This window comes from Brevibacterium sp. LS14, assembly GCF_012027885.1.
GTDB lineage: Bacteria > Actinomycetota > Actinomycetes > Actinomycetales > Brevibacteriaceae > Brevibacterium > Brevibacterium casei.
This window is the reverse complement of sequence record NZ_SJXG01000038.1, coordinates 40014-63189: the sequence shown is the minus strand read 5'-3', so window position 1 is coordinate 63189 and position 23176 is coordinate 40014. Positions and strand designations below refer to the sequence as shown.

The following is a 23176-nucleotide window of genomic DNA, read 5'->3' as shown; positions in this document are numbered from 1 at the left end:
TCAGGCTCCGATTCCGATCATGGCGAAGATGGGGCCGACCGACTGGACGGCCATGTACCAGGACACCAGTGTCGCCGCCGTGCCGAGGACGAGCAACCACTTCGGGTACGAGTCGGTGCGCAGGAGGTTCGGGCGGAACCAGCCGATGTACATGAAGATCGTCAGGCCGATGGGCAGGATGAGGCCGTTGAACCCGCCGACGAAGACGAGCAGGGTCGCCGGTGCCGTGCCGAGAAGGAGGTAGACGACGAGCGAGACGACGATGAAGGCGACCGTGGCCAGTTGCAGCGGCCAGCCGCGGCTGAGCTTTGCCGAGAACGCGGAGAGGAACGTCGCCGAGGTGTAGGCCGCCCCGATGACCGAGCTCAGTGCCGCTGCCCAGAAGATCGCCCCGAAGATCCGGATGCCGGCGTCGCCGAGGACGGCGGCGAAGGCCTGACCGGCGGGGTTGGCGACCTGGCTCTCGAGGTCGAGGACGACACCGGAGGCGACGACGCCGAAGATCGCGAGGAAGAGGACGTAGCGCATGATGCCGGTGACGACGATGCCCGAGAGCGCCGAGCGCATGACCGCCGGTGCGTTCTCCGGGCCGGTCTTGCCCGAGTCGAGATAGCGGTGGGCACCGGAGTAGGTGATGTAGCCGCCGACGGTGCCGCCGACGATCGTCGTGATCGTCGCGAAGTTGATCGTCTCAGGCAGGAAGGACTGGCGCAGGGCCTCACCGACCGGCGGCTGGGAGACGACGGCGACAATGACGGTGAGGACGATCATGCCGACGCCGAGGATGAGGACGACGGTGTCGACGACCTTGCCGGCGCGCTTGAAGAGGAAGATCCCGATCGCGAGGACACCGGTGAGCAGGCCGCCGAGCTTCGGATCGATGCCGAGGAGGGCGTTGAGGCCGAGACCGCCGCCGGCGATGTTGCCGATGTTGAAGGCGAGGCCGCCGATGACGATGAGGATAGAGAGGAGGATGCCGGAGCCGGGCACCGCGGACGAGGCGAGCTGGGCTGCGCGTTTGCCCGACGAGGTGATCATCCGCCAGATGTTGAGCTGGATGGCGATGTCGATGAGGATCGAGATGAGGATCGCGAAGGCGAACGCCGCCCCCATCTGCGCGGTGAACGTCGCCGTCTGGGTGATGAATCCCGGACCGATCGCCGAGGTGGCCATGAGGAAGATCGCACCGACGATGGCACTGCGGCTGATCTTCTCGTGCTGCCGGCCGAGCGGACTCTCCTGGTCGGGCGGGGGCGAGACGGGCGTCTGTGACATGGGCTCTCCGATGAGGTGTCGCGGTGTGTGGTCGATGGTGCGCTCGGACGTCGGCGAAGGACGACTGCTGTGTCCTGCTTCACGCGCTGTCCGCTGAATTAGTAAACAATCTACCAACGATTGTTCAACAAGAGTAGACGTGGATCACAGAATCGTCAACGGCGGCGGTCGACACATCAGGGCGAATTGTCGCCCCGTCCAACGTGCTTCGCTGCGCGGTCACTAGGATGGAGATGTGAATCACGAATCCTCCCTGGTCAATCGGCTCACCGATCGCCTCATCGCCGGTGAGCTCCGTCCCGGCGCTCGTCTGTCCGAGGCGGCGCTGGCGAAGGAGTTCGACGTCTCCCGGAACACGCTGCGCGAGGCGTTCCGGGTGCTCGGGGAGCAGGGGCTCGTCGACCATGTTCCCAACCGCGGCGTCTCGGTCGCCTCGCCGTCCACGGCCGATGTCATCGACATCTACCGGGTGCGACGGACCGTCGAGTGCACCGTGCTCGCCCACGCGCCCCGCAACCATCCGCGGGCCGCGGACATGCTCCGGGCCATCGAGGAGGCGAAGGCCGCGGCCGAGGCGGGGGACTGGCTCCAGGTGGGCACGGCGAACATGGCGTTCCACAACGGCGTCGTCGCGCTCTCCGACAGCGTCCGCCTCATGCGGTCCTTCGGTCATGTCCTCGCCGAGCTGCGCCTCGCCTTCCTCAAGGTCGAACTCCTCGATTTCCTCCACGCGCCCTTCGTCGAGCGCAACGAGGAGGTCTATGAGACCTACCTCGGCGACGGCCCCGCGGCCGCCTCGACGCTGCTCGGGCACTACCTCGGCGATTCCGAACGGCAGGTGCTCGGCGCCTACGCCCGCGCCGGGCAGGGGTGAGGCCCGCACCTGCGTCCGCAGTCGACTGAGAATGCGAAAGAACCGCCGTCCGGATGATCCGAACGGCGGTTCTTGGCTGGTGCGCCCCCCGGGACTTGAACCCGGAACCCACTGATTAAGAGTCAGTTGCTCTGCCAATTGAGCTAGAGGCGCCTGTCGCACTTGCCGCGCAACGAGAATTAATACTACTCAGGGGCGCGGCGCTCGTGCAAACCGAGACGGGCCATTATGCGGTTTTGTGACTGAGATCGCAGGTCAGAGGTACATTCCCGCGCTCGACTGCTCGGCGGGTTCGGAGATCGCGTGGACGTCGCGCTCACGCAGGAGCACATACGCCTGCCCCTCGAGCTCCACCTCGGCGCGGTCCTCGGGATCGTAGAGGACAGTGTCGCCGAGGTCGGCCTGCCGCACATGCGGACCAGCGGCGACGACCTCGCCCCAGACGAGGCGCTTGCCCATCGTCGCGGTCGCGGGGATGACGATCCCCGCCGCGGACTTGCGTTCGCCGGCCTCCTCACCGGGGTCGATGAGGATCCGGTCATGGAGCATGCGGATCGGAAGAGCGGAGTCAGCCACGCCGGTCTCGACCGGAGAACCCGACGACGAGGGCAGCGATGCCGAGCACGGTGCCGGCGCCGAGGGCGATGGCCTCGGGCTTCGGGGACCCGTCCTCTTCGATGACGGTCGACTTCGCCTTGTTGACGGCGCGGGTGAGGAGGACCTTGGGGTGGAGGCGTCCCACCAGTTCGTCGATGTTCTCCGAGAGGCGCTCCTCGCGCAGGCGGATCGACTCCGACAGCTGCGCGGCTGTCGCATTGTCGACGGTCACATCTGAGGTGTAGACGTTGTCTGTCATCGGGTCGCATCCTCCGGATCGCACGTGCATGTCCGCCTGTGACCGGCAGTCACAGGCCCTGTCGCCAAGCTTAGCCGTTGAGTTCTCACAGTGTCAGTTCGACGCCCCCGGATTCCCCGCGAGCTGCGGCCCCGACCTCGAAGTTCGCCGCCCCCGCTGAGGCGGTGGGAGGGTCAGGCGGTTTCGTCGCGTCGACTGCGCCGGCCGACGAGGAAGAGGATGAAGCCGACGGCCCCCATGCCGAAGGCGGCGAGGACGAGGACCGGCCACGAGCTCACGATCGTCGAGACGAACGACTCGCCGAACGACGACGAGGCCTGGTTGTTGCCGCGCGGCGCCGGCTGATCGCCACCGGTGATGAGGTCGGTGTCATCATCGGGGGTGGGGGAGTCGGGGTTGCGCGGGACGGGATCCGAGTAGTCGGGGTGCGGGCCCTCGCCGGTCGCGCCCGGCAGCCAGTCGGCACCGGTGTCGCCCGGGATGACGTCGCGCCCGGGGCCGGACCCGTTGCCCGTCGAGGGAGCCTCCGTCGTGCGACCGTCCTCGGACTCGCCGTCCGCGGAGTCCGAGCCCTGGGTGCCGGAGCCGTCGGTGTCGGAGCCGGCTCGTGTCGACCCCCCGCTGTCGTCGCCGTTTCCCGTCGGGTTCGAGGCGCCTTCGGAGGAGGCGTCGGCATTCGCGCGGCTCGACGATCCGCCCGAGCCGTCGGCCTGCGATCCGGAGTTCGCCGAGGCGCCCGATCCGGAGCCCGACCCCGACGATCCGCCCTCGGAGTCGCTCGGGGCGTTGGCATCCGCCGAGGTGGACGAACCTCCGCTGTCGGATCCCGACCCGCCGCTCGCCGAGCCGTTCGAGTCCGAATCCGCGGAGTCGCCGGAGTCCGTGTACGGGGTGCCCCGGACGACGATGGTGCCGTTGTCGACCTCGAACTTCCAGTTCGGGTTCGAGGTGAAACCGCTGAAGGTGTAGCGCTCCGAGGAGCCGGGCAGAGTGACGTAGCCGTCCGAGTTGAGGGAGAACTCCGTCGGGACCGCCGGTGCCCGCACGTCGATCGGGTTGCCGCTGTCGTCGGTCTCCCCGTCCGAGCCGGCATCGGCAGGGCTCTCGGTTCCGGAGGCATCGCTCGTCGAATCCGATCCGGAACCGGCGGTGGTATCGGAGGAATCGGTCTCCGCATCGGAGGTTCCCGACTCCGCGGACTGCTGGGCGGGAACACTTTCCGGCTTCGGGCCTGCGAACCGGGCACCGACCCAGCTGACGGGCATATTCGTCGTAGGATCGGAGTTCGTCGTCGGAAGCTTGAGGGTCTTGGCCTTCCCGTCCCAGGTCGCGATGAGAGGGACGGTCGCCGCCACGCAGGGCTCGTCGCCGGTGGCCTCTTCGGGGTTCTCGCAGGCTTCGTCGCCCTTGAACCCGTCGGCGTCGGAGCCGGCGTTGTCCGACCCCTCGGCGTTCGCGTCGCCGTCATCGGCGATGGGATCGCTGCCGGCGTCGGCCGTGCCGTCGCTCGAGGAGTCGGCGCTCGCCCCGGACTCCGCGCTCGCCTCGGACCCCGCGGTCGCACTCGAGTCGGCGGTCGCCTCGGCGGTGGGGGTCGGAGAGGGGGAGGGGGAGGCTGCGACGGGGGAGCCGACGGTCAGGGGCAGGGCCGCGAGGGCAAGCGCAGTGCCGAAAGCGGCCGCGGTGCGGCTGAACTCTCGTGTGGTGATCGGCACTGGGATCCTTCGGTCGGGGTTGCCGGTCATCGGCCCGTCAAGGGGACATGACGTCACGGCACGACGGCCACAATCATAGTGGCTCGGCGTGCGCTGTTAAAGCTCCGCTCATCCGTTCGCGGTCTGCGGGCGCTTCGGATAGGCCCGGATCGTCGAGTCGACGCCGTCGACTATCGCCTGGTTGCCGTTGTCGGTGACGGCGAGGAGGCGGGTGTCACTGCGGTACGCGGTCTGGCCGGCGATGAGGCACGCCGCCTCGTTGTCGATCGTGCACGGAACGATCGTTCCCCGCGGTTCGGAGAGGTTGACGTCGGCGCGTGTCGTGTCGGCGAGCAGGAGACCGGTCTCGAGGTCGAAGAGGTAGGGGCCGATGTAGGCCCGCTGTCCGCCTTGGCCGCGGACCCACGACATCTCGCCGACGATGTCGGTCGTTGTCGTCACCGTCGAGAGGATCGAGCCGTCGTCGAGGGAGTGGACGACGAGCTGGATGCGGTGCCCGCTGTTCGTCGACGCCCCCTGCTCGCCCCATAGGGCGATGACCTTGCCGTGGCCGGCCGAGATCCATTTGATGATCCGGAGACCGTCGGCAGGGGCTTCGAGGTCGATGTCGCGTTTGTCGCCGGACTCGATGTTCGTCGCCACCACCGGCCCGTCGAAGTCGGCGCTGTAGAGCTCCCCGTTCTCCACCGCCATCGGCGTCGACCCGCTCTCCGGGGTGGGCACGTCGATGAGCCCGTCTTCGCCGAAGGTCGCGAGGCGGTTGCCGGACTTGACGAGCACGCTCGTGCCTGCCGAGGAGATCCGGGTGTTCGGGGGCAGGCTGTAGGACTTCGGGGTGGATTCGCCGTCGAAGAGCGCCTGTGCGGAGTCGCCGACCTGCCAGAGCAGGGCCGCTCGGCCCCCGATCCTCGTGTCGACGGCGAAGGTCGGCGCCTGATCGACCGTGCCCGAGTAGCGCACCGCACCGGTCGCTGCGTCGAGGACTTCGAGCTTGTCGCCGTCGACGACGAGCACGCCGCGATCCGACGCCGTCACCGAGGCGCTGCCGGGGATCTTCGCCTCCCACGTCGGTGTGTTCTCGAACGTCGGGACGATGTCGTCGGTCGTCTCCACGGTGAGGTCGGAGGCGGCGTCGAGCTGCTGGTCCGAGTTGATCGTCTGTGGGGATTCGGGGGCGCTGGTGGGGACGATGTTGGGGATGACGAAGGCGCCGATCATGAGGATCGCGATGCCGATGAGGACGAGGCCGGGCACGGTGAGGCGTCCGAGTCGGCGCTGCTTCCTGCCCGCCGGACGCTTCCGCGCGGGCTTCTGCCTCGGCTTCTGCGTGGGCGGGGTCTGGGCTGCCGGTCCCGAGTACGGGGTGCCGAGTGGGTACTCCTCGCCGGCGGCCGCCTCGGCGGACTCCGGCGCACGCCCGGCGTCCGTGCCGGTCGTCGGTGCGGGGTCCGTGCCCATGGCCGCCGCCGGTGCCGCGTCCGCCGCAGTTTCGGAGGAGGGGGAGGCTCCGCTCGCCGAGGTTGTGGTCGGGTCGGTCTCCCGGGCAGCCGGTTCGGTCGGGGTCGACTGGGCAGGCGTGGTCGACTGGGCAGCCGGGGTCGGCTGGTCGGGCTGGGAGACCGGGGCAGGTGCGGAGGCACCGGGAGCCGAGGCGTCGGCCGTCGCGGCAGGTGCGGGCTCCTTCGGCGCGGTGCTCTGGGCGGGGACGATCCGGCCTGCGGCATCGATTTCGACGTCGACGCCCTGGTCGCCGTTGTCGATGGTCACCGACACCGGAGTCTCGGTGGCGCGGGCATAGTCGCCGAGGTAGGTCATCGCCTGGCCCGTGTCAGAGTAGCGACTCGTCGCCCCATCGAGGGACAGGTAGGTGTACCCGTCCTGGGAGACAGAGATCAGCGCACGTGGCATGTACCAGGGGTCCTTGGGAAGTCGACGGCAGGGCGGTGACAATCCTAGTGAATGAGGATGGGGCCTCCCACCGCTTTTCCGAAACCGTTATACATCTCTACGGAATCGTTGCACGTCAGGAGATCTGCGTCTCATTATGCACCTGACCGCCTGTGCGTTTGCCCCACCGCAGTGCGGGACGTTAATATGTATCTTGCTGTCTGCGCCGAGGTGCAGGCTGTGTGGTGGGTATAGCTCAGCTGGTAGAGCGCCGCGTTGTGGTCGCGGATGTCGCGGGTTCAAGTCCCGTTACTCACCCCGATGGGAAGCCCCGCGATCCGCGAGAAATCAAGGATCGCGGGGCTTCTGCCGTGTCAGGCGCCCGCCCCACCAACCCTTTGTGGTCGAAGAACCGAGGGATTTTCGCTGAATCGGCTGATTTCCCTCGGTTCTTCGACCACAACTGGGCTGCGAGTGGTGTGGTTCCTGCCCACGCCATCGACGCAGGGCTCATGTCGCGGCGTTAGGGTGAGGAATGACCGAATTCCCGCGCCTGCTCCACACCGTCCTCGACGCCGAGGACCCCCGCGACCTGGCCGAGTTCTACCGGCAGTACCTCGGACTGCACTACCGCATCGGCGACGAACCGCCGACCGACGGCAGTCCCGACGAGGCGGACTGGCTCGTCCTCGTCGACGCGGCCGGCAACCGGACGCTCGCGATCCAGCAGGTCGACGAACTCACGCCCACCACGTGGCCCGACCCGGACGTGCCCATGCAGCTGCACCTCGACTTCACAGTCCCCGATGCCGAGGCGCTGGAGACCCACCGGGAGCGCGCCGAGGCGCTCGGAGCCCGCATCCTCCTCGACCGCACCGACGATCCCGACGAACCGCTCTACGTCTTCGCCGACCCCGCCGGACACCCCTTCTGCGTCTTCGTCGCCTGACCCGCGCCTGGGATATCGCCCACGGCTCACCCCTGGGCGATGAGGTTCTGGAGGACCTGGAAGGCGACGGCGACGACGAGGGCGTTGTAGAAGAACGCGGCGATGCTGTGGAGGAGGACGATCCGGCGTGCGGGCACCCCGCAGACCTCGACGTCCGAGGTCGCGAACGACGTGCCGATCGTGTACGAGAAGTAGAGGTAGTCGAGCGTCGAGGGTGTGGTCGTCGTCGGGAACCGCAGCTCCTGCTCGTCGTTGGCCGCCTCGGTGACCTCATAGATCTCCGCGAACGCGATGTGGAGCATGAGCCACGAGAGGATGATGCCCACGCTCGCCGCGAAGAGGAGCGCCGTCTTCTCGGAGCCGGCCTCTCCCGACCCCTGGTTGACCATCGCGGTGATCGCCGCCTGGACGCCGACGATCGCGGCCAGCAGCGGCGGGATCCACAGCCACTTCGCGACCACGCGGGCCTCCTCTCGGTCACCCGTCTCGGGCAGTCGGCCCCTCCACACGACGATGAGCCCGACGACGAGGTAGCCCAGCGTCACGCACTCCCAGGCGATGAGCGCCCACAGCGCGTTCGTGAACAGGTAGAGCAGGCACATGACGACGATGACCGCCTGCGCCGCCCCGCTCGCCCACGCCCCCGTCGAATACCGTCGGGGTGGGATGGTCCGTGACGTCGAGTTCTCAGCCATGGCCCGAATATACGGCACCACGGCTTCCCAGCCGGCGGACGCGGTGCGCGTTAGAGTGAGGTGTGTCCGCCTTCGCCATCCCCCTCACCGTCGTCGGCAGCATCAACGCCGACATCACCGCGACCACCGAACGTCTGCCCGGCCCCGGAGAGACCGTCGGCGGCGGTACCCTCACGCGCAGCCCCGGCGGAAAGGGCGCGAACACGGCCGCCGCGGCCGCCCGCCTCGGCGCCCGCACCCGGATGATCGGGGCCGTCGGCACCGACCCGACGGGGACCGAGGTGATCGCCGCCCTGCGTCAGGCCGGTGTGACCGTCGACTCCATCGCCGAGGTCGACGCCGAGACCGGAACGGCGCTCATCACCGTCGACGCCCACGGTGAGAACACGATCGCCGTCTGCGAAGGCGCGAACGCCCACGTGAGCATCGACGGCCACGACTTCGCCGACGACACCGTGCTCACCCAGCTCGAGATCCCGATGACCGTCGTGTCCGCGCTCGCCCGCACCGTGCGCGGGTTCTTCGTCGTCAACGCCGCCCCCGCCCTGCCTCTGCCCGCCGAGGTGATCGACCGTGCCGACCTCATCATCGTCAACGAATCCGAGTACGCCGCGCTTCCGCAGCTGCGCTCCGCCCGCTCGGTCGCCGTGACCTCCGGGGCTAAGGGCTCGACCCTCTTCTCCCGCGGCGAGCAGATCGCCCACGCCCCCGCCCGCCGCGTCACCCCGGTGAGCACCGTCGGTGCCGGGGATGCGTTCTGTGCCGCCCTGACCATCGCCCTGCGCGCAGGGATCCCCGCCGAGGCGGCGCTGAGAACCGCGAACGCCGTCGGAGCGTACGCCGTCACCGACCCGAGTGCCAGGCCGGCGTTCCCCACCCTCGACCGCTTCCTCCGGGACGACAAGGACAGCAGATGACCGACGTCGCGACATGCACCGAGGCAGTGCCCATGCCGTTGCCCGCCCCCTCACCCTTCACCGGACTCAGTGCCTTCCCGCTCACCCCGGTCCGAGACGGACGCCTCGACGAGGATGCCTTCGCTGGGCTCATCGACCGCCTCGTCGCCGCCGGCGTCGACTCGATCGCCCCGCTCGGCTCGATCGGATGCGGGCCCTACTTCAGTCCCGAGGACCGCGCCGAGGTGGCCCGCCTGACCGTCGACCGTGCTGACGGCATCCCGGTGACCATCGGCATCGGGGCGCTGAGCACGCGTGATGTCCTCACCAATGCCGAAGCCGCCGCAGCGGCCGGTGCCGCAGCGCTTCTCCTCGCCCCCGTGAGCTACCATCCGCTCACCGAGACCGAAGTCGTCGAGCTCTTCCGGGCGGTCACCTCGGCGAGTGGTCTGCCCGTCATCGTCTATGACAACCCCACCACCACCCGCTTCACCTTCACCACCGAGCTCTACGCCCGTCTGTCCGAGATCGAGGGCATCGCGGCGATCAAGATCCCCGGACTGCCGCTCAGCCCCGCCGACTGGCAGGAACGGGTGGCAGGAATTCGGCAGGCCACCGGCGGCCGAGTCGCCATCGGCGTCTCCGTCGACGCATACGGCGCGGAGGGACTCATCGCCGGCTGCGACGCATGGTTCTCAGCGATCGGCGGGACGATCCCCGCCCCGATGCTCGCGATCACCCGCGCCATCCAGGCAGGCGAGGTCGAACGCGCCCGCGAACTCGCCGTCCTCCTCCAACCGCTGTGGGATCTCTTTGCCGCCCACGGCGGCAGCCTCCGAGTCGGGGCCGCGATCGCCGAGCACCTCGGCCTCGTCACCGGCGACTGCCTCCCGGCACCGCTCAAGGGACTGAGCACCGAGGACAAGCGCAGGGTCGCCTCGGTCGTCGACGACCTCGGCCTGAGCTGAGCCGCAGGCGACCGACCCCGGCCGCAGGCGACCGACCCCGGCCGCAGGCAACCGACCCCCGCCGCACCGAGCGGCGCGCCGCCGACGCCACGCGTTCACGCACGCGCCACCTCCGGTTCCGGGCACCGTCACCTCTCTCCATATATATGGAGTAGGCGGACACGAATCGTCCGCGCCGCCTCGACTCGGAGAACCGATGACGACAACGAAGACAGTCACCGCCGCCCTCACCGCCCTCCTCCTCACCACCGGCCTGAGCGCCGGGCTGAACGTCACAGGCGGCACCCCGGCACAAGCGGGAGAGGTGCCGGAGCCGATCACCACCTCGGCGCCGGGCGCGCAGGTCGCGCTCGGCTACCTCGGCGCGTACGAGACCGGACAGTTCGACGAGTCCGCAGCCGAGATCACCGCCGTCCACGGCAACACCGTCTTCACCGTCAACGCGCAGGCCGCGAGCGTCGACATCATCGACGCCTCTGATCCGAAGAACCCGGCCAAGGTCGGCGAGATCACCGGTTCGGGCACCGCGAACTCGATCGCGATCCGTGAGGACGGCCTCGGCGTCATCGCGCTGGAGAACGAGGACAAGACGAAGCCCGGGTCACTGATGTTCTTCGACGCGAGGACCACCTCGGCGACGGTGCTCGGAACGGTGGGCGTCGGATCCCTGCCGGACATGGTGACGATCACCCCCGACGGCAAGCAGGCCCTGGTGGCGAACGAGGGCGAGCCGGCCGGTGACTTCTCGACCGATCCGGAAGGGTCGGTGGGCATCGTCGACCTCCCCGCCGAGGTGGCCGCCCCCACCGAGGCGGATGTGCGGACCGCCGACTTCCGGGAGTTCGAGGAGGGCGGGTCGAAGACCCTGCCTGAGGGTGTGCGGGTCTTCGGCCCCAACCCCGAGGGCGACCTTCCGGTCTCCCGCAACCTCGAACCCGAGTACATCACCGTCGCAGGCGGCAAGGCGTACGCGACCCTGCAGGAGGCGAACGCGATCGCCGTCGTCGACATCGCCGCCGGGGAAGTCGAGCGGATCATGCCCCTCGGCTTCAAGGACTACGGCAAGGCCGGCAACGGTCTTGACCCCTCCGACAGGGATCCGAAGGACGCCCCGATGGTGAACATCGCGACCTACCCCGGGCTCAAGGGCGCGTATATGCCCGACACCGTCTCGACGTTCTCCGCCGGCGGCACCGACTACCTCGTCACCGCGAACGAAGGCGACTCCCGTGAGTGGGGCGACTTCGTCGACGCGGCCAGGGTCAAGGATCTCGGCGGCGACGGCCTCGCCCCCGTGTGCGAGACCTCGCCGTTGGCCGACAGCCTCGGGGATGACGAACTGGGTCGCCTCAACGTCATCACCGACCTCGGACTGAGCGAGGACGGGAGCTGCTATGAGGAGCTCTACGCGTTCGGAGGCCGGTCGTTCTCGATCTGGACGACCGACGGCACGCTCGTCGCCGACTCCGGCGATGAGTTCGAGCAGATGACCGCGAAGGCGATCCCGCAGTTCTTCAACTCCAACCACACCGAATCCAACCTCGAGGGCCGCAGCGACGACAAAGGACCCGAGCCCGAGGCGCTGACGATCGGCCAGGTGGGGGAGACGACGTACGCGTTCGTCGGCTTCGAGCGCATCGGCGGCATCGCCGTCTACGACCTCAGCGACCCGCAGAGCCCGGAGTTCGCGACCTACTTCAACAACCGCGACTTCTCCGTCTCCGTCGAGGATGAGATCGACGGTGCCGCGGATCCGGCAGGCCTGCTCTCGAAGGCCGGCGATCTCGGCCCTGAGGGCATCACGTTCCTCAGCGCGGGGGAGTCCCCGACCGGGGAGGCCGCGCTCGTCATCGGCAACGAGGTCTCCGGCACGACGAGCCTCTACTCGGTCGACGACCTCACCGAAGGCGGCGGCGATTCGGATGCCCGGGCCGACGCTGACGGAGGTGCCGGGGCCGAGGCTGACGGAGGTGTGGGGGCCGATGAGAATGCTGGCGCCGAGGCGGACGCCGGTTCGAGGGCAGACACCGATGCCGGCGATGGCAGTGATGCGAGGGCGAGCGATGACGCGGACGCGGGCACCGGCGCGGATGCCGACACGGCCGATTCGCGCGGGTCCGGTGCGAACGACTCCGATGCGAAGGACTCTGACCCGAAGGGCGGCAGCGCCGGCGGTGTCTCGGCAGGGTCTGAGGGATCCGCCGCCGCCGACGATGAGAACGCCGGATCGCTGCCGCGCACCGGTGCCGACCTCGGTCAGTACCTTCTCATCGGCGGGGTCGCGGCCGGGCTCATCGCCCTCGGCGTCGTCGCCTTCCTCGTCACTCGGAGACGCTGAGCCGACGTCCCGGCGAGGACGTCGCTGGGCGTCCCCGCGGAGACGCCCAGCGGATCAGTCGATCTGACCGATGGGCTCGCGCTTCTCGGCCTGGAACTGGTCCTCCGCGCGTCCGCGCGCCCAGTAGGCCGAGATCGACAGCGACTCGCGGGGAACCTCGCGCTCCTTGAGGATGCGGCGGATCGCCTTGATCGTCTCCCGCTCCCCGTGGGCGAAGACCTGTGGGGTTCCCTCAGCCCAGTCGAGGTCGCGGACGGCGGCGATGAGCGCCTCGTCGTCATCGACCCAGGTCATCGTCATCCCTGCGGGAACCTCGGGCAGCAGACGGTCCTCGGCGTGGGGGACATTCGCGATGATGTGTCCGGTCGCCGCAGCGTCCATCTCCTCGAGCGCGGAACTCACCGCGGGGATCGCCGTGTGGTCGGCGATGAGCAGGTGCCAGGGAGCGTCCGGGTCGGGTCGGTAGGCGCCGCCGGCCCCCATCGCCACGAGCGTGTCACCCGGGGCCGCGGTCCGCGCCCACGGGCCGGCGATGCCCTCGTCTCCGTGGACGACGAAGTCGATCGTCAGCTGCCGATTCTCCCTGTCCATCTCGCGCACCGTGTACGTGCGGTTGCGCGGCAGCCTCTCGGGGGAGTGCTCGCGCAGTTCGGCGAGATCGTAGGGCGGGGTGAGTCCGTGCCGGGGGTCGGCGAAGATGATCTTGACGTACTTGTCCGTGGCGTCGTTGTCCCTGATCGCGTCGAAGCCCTCACCGCCTGCGGTGATGCGGATGAGATTGGGCGTGACCGCCTCGGTCGCGGTGACCGTGAGGATCGCCTGGGGGCGTTCGGGTCGCTTCGTGCGGGCAGGGGCGTCAGTCGTCATCGGAGACCTTTCGTTCGCGTTCGGTTAGGTTTACCTTAGCAAACAGGGGCGGTCGGCCCGTGCGCGTGAGCGAGGCACCCCACGAGCACGGCCTCCCACGCAGCCGAGGCCCGCCGACCCGCGGCCCCTACGAGGTCTGATCGGCGAAGTCGTCGCGGACTCGCCGCAGACCGCGCAGGTCGAGGTTCCGCAGCTCCTTCGGGGAGTCGACGATCTCGACGTCGGGCAGTGCCGAACCGCTTCCGGCGCATCCCATCGTGTCCTCGGGGTCGAGGAGGACGACGCGCTTGCCCTCGCCCTCGAGCCGACGCAGCGCTTCGACGATCATCCGGCGGGCCACCTCGTTGATCGAATACACCCGGCGCATGTCGAGGGCGAAGACGTCGACGGCGTCATCGGGCGCGGCGATCTCCCGCATGACGTTCTCCGCCCCGGCCCACTGGATGAGGCCCTGGAGGCTGACGATGCGGACCATGTCGCCCTTCGCGTCGACGAAGCGGCGGTCGCGGCGGATGATCGAGCGTGCCGGTTCGGGCGCATTCATGATGTGGAGGCCGAGGTCGGCCGAGAGCGAACGGAAGATCTTCGCCCCGCGCACACTCGTGCCGTGCCGATCGAGCCGGGGCGAGAACGTCGCGATGCCGAGCTGACCGGGCAGGACGCCGAAGAGCCCGCCGGAGACGCCGCTCTTGGCAGGCACCCCGACCTCGGTCATCCAGTCACCGGCGGCGTCGTACATCCCGCACGTCATCATCACTCCGAGCACCTGCCGGTTGACACGCGGCGAGAGCACCTGCTCGCCCGTGAGCGGGTTCGTGCCCCCGCCGGCCAAGGTTGCCGCCATGATCGCCAAGTCCTTGACGCTGACGAGGACTGAGCACTGGTTGATGTAGCCGTGGACCACCTCGTCGGGGTCGTCGGTGATGACCCCGTAGGAGCGGAGCATGTTCGCGATCGCGATGTTGCGGTACGCCTCACCGAGTTCTCCTGCCGCGATGTGCTCGTCGATGCGCAGCTGGCGGCCGGCGAAGCGTGAGAGACCGGCCCGGACGATCTCCGTGCGCTCGGCCAGGGTGGCGTCCTTCCCGCCGAGGAGGGCGTGGACGGTGAGCGCTCCGGCGTTGATCATCGGGTTGAGCGGTCTGCCCGAGGATTTGTCGAGGGAGAGCTCGTTGAAGGCCTCACCGGTGGGTTCGACGCCGACCTTGTCGAGGACGGCGGGCAGGCCGAGCGCTTCGAGCGCGAGACCGTAGATGAAGGGCTTCGACATCGACTGGATCGAGAACTCGAAGTCCGCGTCCCCCGAGTCGTATTCGACCCCGTCGAGGGTGGAGATGCAGATCGCGAGCTTCGTCGGGTCGGCGGATGCGAGGTCGGGGATGTAGTCGGCGGTGGCGCCGCTGAGATCGTAGCGATGACGCTCGAGCGACGCGTCGAGGAAATCGGGGATCGGTGATCGCATGGCACCTCCTGTCGTCGGTTCGGGGTCCGCGAGGGCTGCGACCCGACTGCCATTCTCACACACTGGTGCGTCCCGGCAGTGTGGGATCGCCCACCCCGGACCAGGTGGGCCCGGGAATGCACGACGCCCCCGCACGGACGGACCGTGCGGGGGCGGGGGAGCGGGTCAGCCCTGAGACCCGGGCCGAGCGCTCAGCGTCTCATGAGCATTCGCCTCAGGGAACGTCGGGCCGGTTGCGGGGATCGCGTGGATCGACCGATCCGTCGGGTCGGTGCGTCTGCGGGCGGTCCGAGCCGGGGTCTCCCGGGCGGACATCCGGACCGGGTCCGGAGCGGAAGTCAGGACGCGTTCCCGGGTTGCGTCCATCGGTGCCGATCGCACGGTCGGCGGCGTCGCGGGCACCCTTGATCTTGTCGCTGTACTTGCCCTTCGTCAGCGAATCCGCGGCACCTGCCGCCTTGTCGAGCACCTGATCGCTGAACTTCTCCATCTTCTCGGAGTTGAGCTTCTCACGGACCTTGGGGTCGTTGGCGAGGTTCTTCGCCTTGTTGAGGAACTTGTCGAAAGCCATGGTGGCGCCCTTCTTCACAGGTGTGGTTCACAGATGTGATGGTCAGCACCGATCGTAGACTCACAGACTGAGTCGGTCCTGGCAAACGCCTCCGACGCAGCTTGGGAGGCTCGGTTCGGTCGGCGGCCCGCGGACCGGTGGTTCCCGGGTCCTATCTCGCCGAGGTGTACCGCAGCGCCGCCTGGACCCGGGACTCGACGCCGAGCTTCGTGAGCACCCGGGAGACATGGGTCTTCACCGTCGCCTCGGAGATCCCGAACTCCCGGGCCAGGGTCCGGTTGTTCTTCCCCTCGGCGATCCCCGCGAGGACCTCGAGTTCACGGTCGGTGAGATCGTCGGGCAGGGCGGACGGCTCGGACTCCTGCCCCGCAGGTTCAGCCGGCAGCGTCGAGAGCATCGCGACGACGCTCGCGGTGACCTCGGGTGAAAGCACGGTGTCCCCGGCCGCGGCCCGGAGCACCGCGTCGATGAGTTCCTCGGCCGAGGCGTTCTTGAGGAGGAAGCCGGCGGCACCGGCACGCAGCGCCGCGAGGATGACATCGTCGAGTCCGAAGGACGTGAGCATGAGCACCGCAGGCCCCGTGCCCCGCAGCGCGCGTGCCGCAGCGACCCCGTCGAGGACGGGCATGCGCACATCCATGAGGACGATGTCGGGCCGCAGCGCCCCCGCCATGCTCACGGCGACCGCACCATCGGCGGCCTCGCCGACGACGGTGATCTCCGGTGAGGTCTCGAGCACCATGCGGATGCCTGCCCGCACAGCGCCGTGGTCATCGGCGATGAGGACGGTGGTCATGGGGTCGACTCCTCATCGTTCGCCGAGGCGGTGGCGGGCCGGGCCGGGCGTGCGGGCAGGCCGATGGTGGCACGGAAGCGTCCCGCCTCGAGAGTGAAGTCCGCGGTGCCGCCGAGGCGGTGGAGGCGGCGGACGATGTTCTCCAGTCCCCGTCCCGCACCGATGAGTTCGGCGGTGGGGACAGCGGGGGAGGCGACGGGGTTGGAGACGGCGAGGGTGCCGGGCTTCTCTACGGTGATCGTCAGCTCGCTGGGCTCGGCGTGTTTGACGACGTTGGCGACGAGTTCCGCGAAGACCGGGCGCAGCGCCTCCTCTTCGTCGGCGTCGAGCGTGCCGAGGGCCTCCTCTCCGTTCACGGTGACGCCGATTCCGCGGGCGAGGGCGAGCGTCTCGGTCACCGACGCCGCCGGGTCGGGAATGCCGGTGTCCGCACTGAGGACGTCGATCATCCGGCGCAGCTCGCCGAGCGCCCGGTCGGCCGAGGCGTGGATGGTCGTGAGCACCCGGGCCCGCACCGCCTCATCGTCGGTCGCGAGCGCAGCCTGTGACTGGAGGGCGATCGCGGAGATGTGCCCGGCGACGAGGTCGTGGAGGTCCTCGGCGGCAGCGGCGCGCACCTTCTGCTCGGCCAGGCGGGCGCTCACCTCGGCGGTGCGGTTGGCGAGGGCGGCCACCTGCGTCTGCGCATCGGCCCGGGAACGTTCGGCCTCGGCCCGGGCCCACTCGGCTTCGGCGGTGTTCCGGTGCTCACGGACGCTGCTCGCCCACAGGGCGGGCAGGAAGACGATGAGCGCGGCGAGCAGGGAGTACTCGAAGGCCGCGGGCACCTCGGCGCCGAGGGCGAAGGCGAGGAGACCGGTGAGGACGGTGGCGGCCCCGGCAGCCAGGGACACGGACCTCGCGACGGGACGCGGAGCGTGGCCGACGAGGGCGAAGACGAGCTGGAAGATCAGCCAGAGGGCGAAGGTGTGGCCTCCGGCGAGGACGTCGATGCCGAGACCGGCGAGGATGCTCACCGTCGAGACGAGGACCCGGGAGGCGAAGAGAGTGCCGACGAACCCGCAGAGGACGAGAACCGGCTGCGCGATGGCTTCGGGGACGACGTCGACGTCGAACCACCGGCCCTCGGGGCCGAGGACGATGAAGAGGACGCCGATGCTGCTGAGCACGATCGCGGTGACGAGGTCCTCGACGTCGACCGTCGGGAGCCCCGGCACGCGGATGCGCCTGGGGGAGGGCCTCGCGGAGGACATGACCGCAGTCTACTGACGCCGACGCCGGTGCGGATCATCCCAAAGTTGCATACCCGGATGCGACTTTCTCCCGACGCGCACCTCGAGGTCGCGTTCCTAGCCTGAGGGCATGACCTCCACCCATGAGCATCGTCCCGCCGAGGCGGCACGGGCGACGACCGCGTCCGGCTTCTTCAGCGGTCCGGCCGAGCTCCTCGAGTTCGTCCTCCCCATCGTCGCAGCCCAGGTGCTCTCGGCCACTCCCGCCCAGACCGGAGCGCTGCTCGCCGTCCAGTTCCTCGTCTCCCTCCTCGTGAGGCCGGTGGCCGGAGTCCTCGTCGACCGCGCAGGGAGTGAGCGGGGCACGCTTCTGCTCGCGGCTGCCGGGGCGGGATGCGGTGGGCTCTCCTTCGGCCTCTACGCCGCCGCGACCACCTTGCCCCCGGCCTTCGCCGCCGCTGGTCTCGGCGGCCTCGGCGGCGCGTACTTCTGGGTGGCGGTCCGCGCCCACATCGCCTCACGCATCGACTCCGGAGACGACCGCTTCGCCGCACTCATGGAGAGCGAGTCCTCCGGCGCGTGGATCGCCTTTCTCGCCGGCATCCCGCTGTTCCAGATCGCCGGAGCACAGGCGATGTTCCTCGCCTGCGCGGCCTCGTGCTTCGTCGCCGGTGTCCTCCTCGCGCTCACTGCCCTCACCGGCTCCGGCCGGCTCACCGGCACCGACCGCCTCGTCGCGAGACCCCTCACGCCGGTCGACGCTCGGAACCTGTTGCGGTCCCTACGCCGAATCCTCGTCCTCGCCGGCGTCGTCGCCTTCGCCGAAGGCATCGTCTCCCTCCTCCTCATCCTCCACCTCATCGGGCAGCTCGGCTTCGACCTCGGGGCGATCGCGCTCGTCTATCTGCCCGGGGCGATCGTGCTCAGCATCGCCCCGAAGCCGTTGCACCGACGTGTCCGCCGGGTGCCTCCGCACCGGATCCTGCTCGTCGGTCTCGGCTGCTCCGCCGTGTTCGCCGCGGCACTGGTCGCCCGACCCGGCCCTGTGGCCCTCGCGGTGCTCTGGATCCTCTCCGCCCTGTGCTTCTCGCTGCTCGTCCCCCTGCTCGAACGTCTCGTCGCCGAGGTCTCCGGTGGGCACGCGGGTCGCGGATTCGGGTGGTACCAGAGCGCGGACCTCCTCGGCTCTGCAGCAGGTGCCCTCGCCGCCGGTCTCCTCTTCGGAGCGGGACTGTGGGAGGTCGCGACGATCGGGGCGGGGCTCCTCCTCGTCGTCTCCGGCGTCCTCGGCCGGCGCAGCCTCCGGTCCTTCGCAGCCGTCGCGACAGCACCCGAGCACACTCCACCACCACAGCACCATGATCAGGGAAAGGGGCTGAGCCCAGCCATGAAGAGAACCGCCACCACCCTAGCCGTCCACCTCGGCATCTACGCCGTCGCGCAGATCGTCTTCGCCGTCGTCGCCCAGAGCTGGCCGTGGGAGGTGATCACGGGAGGGACCTCGGTGACGACCCTGCTGACGTGGAACGCCGAGGGCTCGCAGCTGCAGAGGCTGGTCGGGTCGGTCTCACGCATCTGGACCATCGTCGTGCTCGTCGACATCGTCTGGTCCGGCTACCGGATGCTCGTGCCCAAAGAGCGGACCGAGCCCACAGAGGAGTGAGCGCCTCAGCGCAGCATGACTCCGGAGCCGTGGAGGCTGACCCGCAGGCCGTCGTCGGCGGGTTTGATGTCGGTGAGCTCGAGTCCCGCGGGCAGGGTCTCGAGGTCGATGACGATGTCGGAGATCGCCGAGGTGAGGAACCCGGGAAGGGTCGAGAGGTCGACCTGCGCGGAGCCGAGCTGCAGCGTCGTCGCCGAGACGAGGATCCGCCGCGCCTCCGCACGGGTGTCGATGCCGATGCGCACGTCCTGGCCGAGCAGGGAACCCGTGAGGACGAGTCCGCTGGCACTGCTGTCGAACGCCATCCCGTCGGGCAGAGACGCCTTCTCCTTCGCCAGCCGGTCGATCGTCGTCAGCGGGATCGTCGCTTCGGCGTCGACCGTGCCGACCGGACGCGAGGAGTCGGTGGGGACGTCGAAGAGCTTCGCGTCGACGTTCGTGAAGTCGATGCCCTCGTAGGTGGCCTTGGCCGCGGTCACCCGCACCGCATCGAGACGACCGGCGGCGAGCTGGGTGAGGACGGGGAAGCCCTCGACGTCCACCTCGGTCTCACCGTAGGATTTCAGGCCCTCGGCGATGCGCTGTTCGGTGAGACTGTCGACGATCCTGTCGGCGGCGATCGCGCCGACGATGAGGGTGAGGACGACGACGATCCCGGAGACGATGAGGGTTCTGCGGCGGCTGCGGGGGCGGGCGTACTCGCGGGTCGTCATGGCCTCCATTGTTCCATCGCGCACGCCTAGGATGGGGTCATGGACTCGACTCGCACGCAGAACATCAGGACTCTCTCAGCCCGTCTCAACTCGTTCCACTCGTCCATCTACTTCTCCGAGACCGTGGGCCGCTCGTTTGCCGAGCTCGGCCTCGAACCCGGAGTCGAGGCGAATATGGCCGCCCGATCGGCCCCGATGGGCCGCGTCACGGCAGGGGCCGTCGCCGGGACCTTCTCCAACTACTCGCCCGAGTTCATCGCCACCATCGTTCCCCGCGTGTGGGACGTCGTCTCGCCCGACGTCATGGTCTCCGCCCGCTTCGACGCCGTCTCCCTCTACTTCGAGGAGCTCTTCGGGACCCGGGACGACATCGCCCTGCTCACCGAGGCGGCCACCGAACTCACCACCACACTGACCCCGGTGCGGGCGGACCTCGACTTCTCCGGGCGGGCGCTCGCCGCCGCGACGGCCGATGCCGTCGACGCCCACACCCCGGCGACTGCTTTCGAAGCTCTGTGGGACACCGCCACGGTGCTGCGCGAGTTCCGCGGCGACGGTCACGTCGCCGCCCTCGTCACTGCGGGCGTCTCCGGCATCGAGGCGCTCCTCCTCGACGTCGCCACGGGTGCGGGTTTCAGACCGCGCGCGGCCCAGAAGACCCGAGGGTGGAGCGACGAGGCCTGGCAGTCGGCGCAGGAGAGCCTCGCCGAGGCGGGGCTGATCACCCTCGGCACGGACGAGCGCGGGTACCCGCTGCCGGAGATCACCGACGCGGGACGACAGCTCAAAGAGGAGATCGAGATCCTCACCGACGGCACCGTGACCGCAGCGTGGGCGCGGCTGAGCGACGAGCAGATCGCCGCACTCGTGTCCCCGAGCCGCACCCTGGTCAAGGTCTTCGCCCAGGCAGGCGCCTTCCCGGCCTCGATCTTCGCCCAGCCGGCGAAGAAGACGAGCTAGGCCCCCGCCGCCGAACCGGGTGCCGTCGAGGCATCGGACTCATCGTCGGCGGAGAAGGCGGCGACCACCTCGGCGGCGATCGCCTTCGCCTCATCCGAGGTCGGACCAGCGGAGGAGAAGACGGCGCGACGGTAGTAGGCGAGTTCGACGATCGAATCGCGGATGTCTCCGAGCGCACGATGTCCGCCGCGCTTCTCCGGCGCCTGGAAGTACGCGCGCGGGAACCACTGCTTGGCGAGCTCCTTGATCGAGGAGACGTCGATGATCCGGTAGTGGAGGTAGTCGACGAGCTCGGGCATCTGCTTGCTGAGGAACACCTTGTCCGTGCCCACCGAGTTCCCGCCCAACGGCGCCTTCCCGGCCTCCTTGACATGCGACTTCACATAGTCGAGGACCTGTGCCTGGGCGTCGGCGACGGTCGTTCCCGCATCGAGTTCGGTGATGAGGCCCGAGGAGGTGTGCATCTGGTTGACGAAGTCATTCATGTTCTCCAGCGCCTGCGCCGAGGGCCGGATGACGATGTCGACGCCCTCGTCCAGGGGCCTCAGTTCGAAGTCGGTGACGATCGCGGCGATCTCGATGAGTTCGTCGCGCGCCTCGTCGAGGCCGGTCATTTCGCAGTCGATCCACACAATTCTGTCGTTGCTCACCCTGCAAGCTTATACGTCGCCCTCACCCGAGAGCCCTGCGGTGGTGTGGTCGACGACACACGCTGAGTGCATCCGCAGAGCCCGTCCCAGCTCAGTGGCCTAAACTTGTGCTGTCGTCTGCCCACACGGGCGGACAAGGATATTCGCGAGTTGAGGAGAAGGTTCCCGCGTGCGTTACACACTGGCTGTGATTCTCATGGTGGTCGGTGTCGTCGTCGCCGGCCTCGGGCTGCTGCAGAAGACCCTGTGGGCCCCTGACGACACGATCACCGCCACGACGCAGATCGACGGCTCGGCGCCCGCCGTCGTCGTCGACCCGGGGATGCTCAATCTCTACGAGACCCCGGCGACGCTCACCGCTGAGGGCACCGGCGACCTGACGATCGCCCAGGCTCCGATCGAGAGCATCGACGCGTGGATCGGCGATTCCGCCGCCGCGCGCATCACCGGCCTCGCCTCCGAGGGCGGCCTCACCGTCGAACCCAAGGACGGCGCCGAAGAGGTGCCCAACCCCGCCGGGGCCGACCTGTGGGAGGCGGAGACGACCGGCAGCGGCACCGTGAGCCTCGACTGGGACGCCGAGGCGAACCGCACCGGGTTCCTCATCGTCGGCTCCGGACAGCCGGGCGAGGTCAGCTCCGTGACCCTGTCGTGGCCGAGCAATGCGGCGACCCCGTGGGCGATCCCGCTGATGATCGGCGGCGGCGTGATCTTCCTCATCGGGCTCGTCCTCCTCTTCCTCGGGCGCCGCACCGCCAAGCGCGAAGCCGACCGGCGTCAGGCCCGCCAGGACCGTCGTCGCAAACTCGCCGAATACGGCACCGCCTTCGCCATCGTCCCCGTGCTCGCGCTCAGCGCGTGCGGACCTGAAGAGCTGCCGAAGCCCGAACCCTCGGCCGCGCCGACGACCCCGATGGCCGGGGTGAGCAGCACGCAGGCCGAGCGCATCCTCGGTGCCGTCGCCGACGGTGTCGCCGCCGCCGACAAGGACCTCGATGCGAAGGCGCTCGAGGAGCGGGCGACCGGTCCCGCCCTCGACCAGCGCGGGGCCGCCTACGCGGTGAAGAAGAAGGTCAAGGACCACGACCTTCCCCCGGCCGTGGCCGCCGACGACATCGTCGTCAACTACACCGCCGCCACCGACACCTGGCCGCGGGTCACCAGCCTCATCACTTCGGCCGGCGATGCCACTCAGCTCCTCGTCCTCACCCAGGAGGATCCGCGCTCGGACTACAAGCTGTGGTCGCAGACGCGGCTCGTCCCCGGCACCGAGCTGCCGGAGATCGCCGACGCCCGGCAGGGCTCGCCGCTGCTGGACGCCGAGGCGGACGGGTATGCGAAGACCCCGAAGCAGACCATCGCCGACTACGCGAAGGCGCTCGGATCGGGTGCCGACTCGAAGGAGGCGAAGAGCTTCGAAGCCGACGACTTCGCGAAGTCGATCTGGGCCAACCAGAAAGAGCAGCGCAAGAGCGCCGAGGCGGGCAAGGCGAGCGTGAAGTTCTCCTACGATCCGGGCAACCAGATCGTCGCACAGGGCACTGCCGGCGACGCCGCAGTCGTCACCGGCGTCATCGAGGCGACGTCGACGATCACACCCCAGTCCGAAGGAGGACGGACCGGGACGCTGACGCTGAGCACCCCGCAGAAGGAGCTCACCGGAGAGTCGAGCACCCAGAAGCCGGTGTCGACCTCGACGTATCAGGTGCTCACGTTCCTCGTGCCGAAGGACGGCAAGGTCCGACTCATCGGCGGACTCGAAACCCTCAGCGGAGCCAAGCTCGGCTGACCAGCCACCAGAAGGAGATC

At 69.1% G+C, this 23176-nt stretch carries 21 protein-coding genes and 2 tRNA genes; 9 read left to right on the top strand and 14 right to left on the bottom strand.

What is annotated here, in order from left to right; translation table 11 throughout:
- A complete protein-coding gene (locus EZE58_RS05720) occupies positions 1-1275 on the bottom strand; it encodes an NRAMP family divalent metal transporter (RefSeq protein WP_167560033.1) in 1275 nt (424 codons plus the stop codon).
- 235 nt (positions 1276-1510) lie between these two features.
- On the opposite strand from EZE58_RS05720, the gene EZE58_RS05715 reads away from it, so the two are divergent.
- Positions 1511-2149 (top strand): GntR family transcriptional regulator, encoded by a 639-nt coding sequence (locus EZE58_RS05715; RefSeq protein ID WP_063249120.1) that lies wholly within the window; start codon positions 1511-1513, stop codon positions 2147-2149.
- Between the two features lie 77 nt (positions 2150-2226).
- Here the strand turns inward: EZE58_RS05715 and EZE58_RS05710 are convergent.
- From EZE58_RS05710 to EZE58_RS05690, 5 genes are all read right to left on the bottom strand, one after another.
- Positions 2227-2302: transfer RNA gene (locus EZE58_RS05710), tRNA-Lys, on the bottom strand.
- A gap of 102 nt (positions 2303-2404) precedes the next feature.
- Positions 2405-2725, bottom strand: a complete 321-nt coding sequence (locus EZE58_RS05705; protein ID WP_009379413.1) for a co-chaperone GroES — start codon at positions 2723-2725, stop codon at positions 2405-2407.
- Positions 2718-3005 carry a DUF3618 domain-containing protein gene (locus EZE58_RS05700; protein ID WP_009379411.1) on the bottom strand — a complete coding sequence of 96 codons (288 nt, stop codon included), beginning with the start codon at positions 3003-3005 and terminating at the stop codon, positions 2718-2720. Before EZE58_RS05700 ends, EZE58_RS05705 begins: the two co-directional genes overlap by 8 nt.
- A gap of 173 nt (positions 3006-3178) precedes the next feature.
- On the bottom strand, positions 3179-4720 hold the full coding sequence (locus EZE58_RS05695; RefSeq protein WP_167560031.1) for a hypothetical protein: 1542 nt from the start codon (positions 4718-4720) through the stop codon (positions 3179-3181).
- Positions 4721-4828: 108 nt separating this feature from the next.
- Positions 4829-6628 (bottom strand): hypothetical protein, encoded by a 1800-nt coding sequence (locus EZE58_RS05690; protein ID WP_167560029.1) that lies wholly within the window; start codon positions 6626-6628, stop codon positions 4829-4831.
- Positions 6629-6852: 224 nt separating this feature from the next.
- Between EZE58_RS05690 and EZE58_RS05685 the strand changes: the two genes are divergently transcribed.
- Positions 6853-6925: transfer RNA gene (locus EZE58_RS05685), tRNA-His, on the top strand.
- Between the two features lie 217 nt (positions 6926-7142).
- Positions 7143-7556, top strand: coding sequence for a VOC family protein (locus tag EZE58_RS05680; protein WP_009379405.1), 414 nt, complete (start codon positions 7143-7145; stop codon positions 7554-7556).
- A 26-nt stretch (positions 7557-7582) separates the two neighbouring features.
- Here EZE58_RS05680 and EZE58_RS05675 read toward each other — a convergent pair whose 3' ends face one another.
- The gene (locus EZE58_RS05675; protein ID WP_009379404.1) at positions 7583-8251 is read right to left on the bottom strand and encodes a DUF1345 domain-containing protein; all 669 of its coding nucleotides are present in this window, start codon (positions 8249-8251) and stop codon (positions 7583-7585) included.
- A gap of 62 nt (positions 8252-8313) precedes the next feature.
- Between EZE58_RS05675 and EZE58_RS05670 the strand changes: the two genes are divergently transcribed.
- The 3 genes from EZE58_RS05670 (at position 8314) to EZE58_RS05660 (ending at position 12453) form a co-directional block, all read left to right on the top strand.
- The gene (locus tag EZE58_RS05670) at positions 8314-9168 is read left to right on the top strand and encodes a ribokinase (RefSeq protein ID WP_167560027.1); all 855 of its coding nucleotides are present in this window, start codon (positions 8314-8316) and stop codon (positions 9166-9168) included.
- Entirely contained in the window at positions 9165-10115 is a 951-nt protein-coding gene (locus EZE58_RS05665) for a dihydrodipicolinate synthase family protein (protein ID WP_101624954.1), read from the top strand. Before EZE58_RS05670 ends, EZE58_RS05665 begins: the two co-directional genes overlap by 4 nt.
- A gap of 196 nt (positions 10116-10311) precedes the next feature.
- Positions 10312-12453, top strand: a complete 2142-nt coding sequence (locus EZE58_RS05660; protein ID WP_240941159.1) for a choice-of-anchor I family protein — start codon at positions 10312-10314, stop codon at positions 12451-12453.
- A 54-nt stretch (positions 12454-12507) separates the two neighbouring features.
- On the opposite strand, the gene EZE58_RS05655 is transcribed toward EZE58_RS05660, so the two are convergent.
- The 5 genes from EZE58_RS05655 to EZE58_RS05635 all read right to left on the bottom strand — a co-directional run bounded on the left by EZE58_RS05655 (position 12508) and on the right by EZE58_RS05635 (position 17402).
- Positions 12508-13320, bottom strand: a complete 813-nt coding sequence (locus EZE58_RS05655; protein ID WP_167560025.1) for a siderophore-interacting protein — start codon at positions 13318-13320, stop codon at positions 12508-12510.
- 127 nt (positions 13321-13447) lie between these two features.
- Positions 13448-14782, bottom strand: coding sequence for a glutaminase (locus tag EZE58_RS05650; protein WP_167560023.1), 1335 nt, complete (start codon positions 14780-14782; stop codon positions 13448-13450).
- 214 nt (positions 14783-14996) lie between these two features.
- A complete protein-coding gene (locus EZE58_RS05645) occupies positions 14997-15353 on the bottom strand; it encodes an antitoxin (protein WP_167560021.1) in 357 nt (118 codons plus the stop codon).
- 151 nt (positions 15354-15504) lie between these two features.
- Entirely contained in the window at positions 15505-16149 is a 645-nt protein-coding gene (locus tag EZE58_RS05640; RefSeq protein WP_009379395.1) for a response regulator transcription factor, read from the bottom strand.
- Positions 16146-17402: a histidine kinase gene (locus tag EZE58_RS05635; RefSeq protein ID WP_167560019.1), complete on the bottom strand. Its 1257-nt coding sequence runs from the start codon at positions 17400-17402 to the stop codon at positions 16146-16148. Before EZE58_RS05635 ends, EZE58_RS05640 begins: the two co-directional genes overlap by 4 nt.
- A 109-nt stretch (positions 17403-17511) precedes the next feature.
- Between EZE58_RS05635 and EZE58_RS05630 the strand changes: the two genes are divergently transcribed.
- Positions 17512-19044 (top strand): MFS transporter, encoded by a 1533-nt coding sequence (locus EZE58_RS05630; protein ID WP_167560017.1) that lies wholly within the window; start codon positions 17512-17514, stop codon positions 19042-19044.
- A gap of 5 nt (positions 19045-19049) precedes the next feature.
- On the opposite strand, the gene EZE58_RS05625 is transcribed toward EZE58_RS05630, so the two are convergent.
- Positions 19050-19757 (bottom strand): DUF2993 domain-containing protein, encoded by a 708-nt coding sequence (locus EZE58_RS05625; RefSeq protein ID WP_063249156.1) that lies wholly within the window; start codon positions 19755-19757, stop codon positions 19050-19052.
- A 39-nt stretch (positions 19758-19796) separates the two neighbouring features.
- On the opposite strand from EZE58_RS05625, the gene EZE58_RS05620 reads away from it, so the two are divergent.
- Positions 19797-20717: a hypothetical protein gene (locus EZE58_RS05620; RefSeq protein ID WP_144588191.1), complete on the top strand. Its 921-nt coding sequence runs from the start codon at positions 19797-19799 to the stop codon at positions 20715-20717.
- Here EZE58_RS05620 and orn read toward each other — a convergent pair.
- A complete protein-coding gene (gene orn / locus EZE58_RS05615; RefSeq protein ID WP_223289957.1) occupies positions 20714-21367 on the bottom strand; it encodes an oligoribonuclease in 654 nt (217 codons plus the stop codon). The two genes, EZE58_RS05620 and orn, sit on opposite strands and share 4 nt — an antisense overlap.
- A gap of 196 nt (positions 21368-21563) precedes the next feature.
- Between orn and EZE58_RS05610 the strand changes: the two genes are divergently transcribed.
- The gene (locus tag EZE58_RS05610) at positions 21564-23156 is read left to right on the top strand and encodes a hypothetical protein (protein WP_144588318.1); all 1593 of its coding nucleotides are present in this window, start codon (positions 21564-21566) and stop codon (positions 23154-23156) included.
- The last annotated feature ends 20 nt before the right edge of the window (positions 23157-23176 follow it).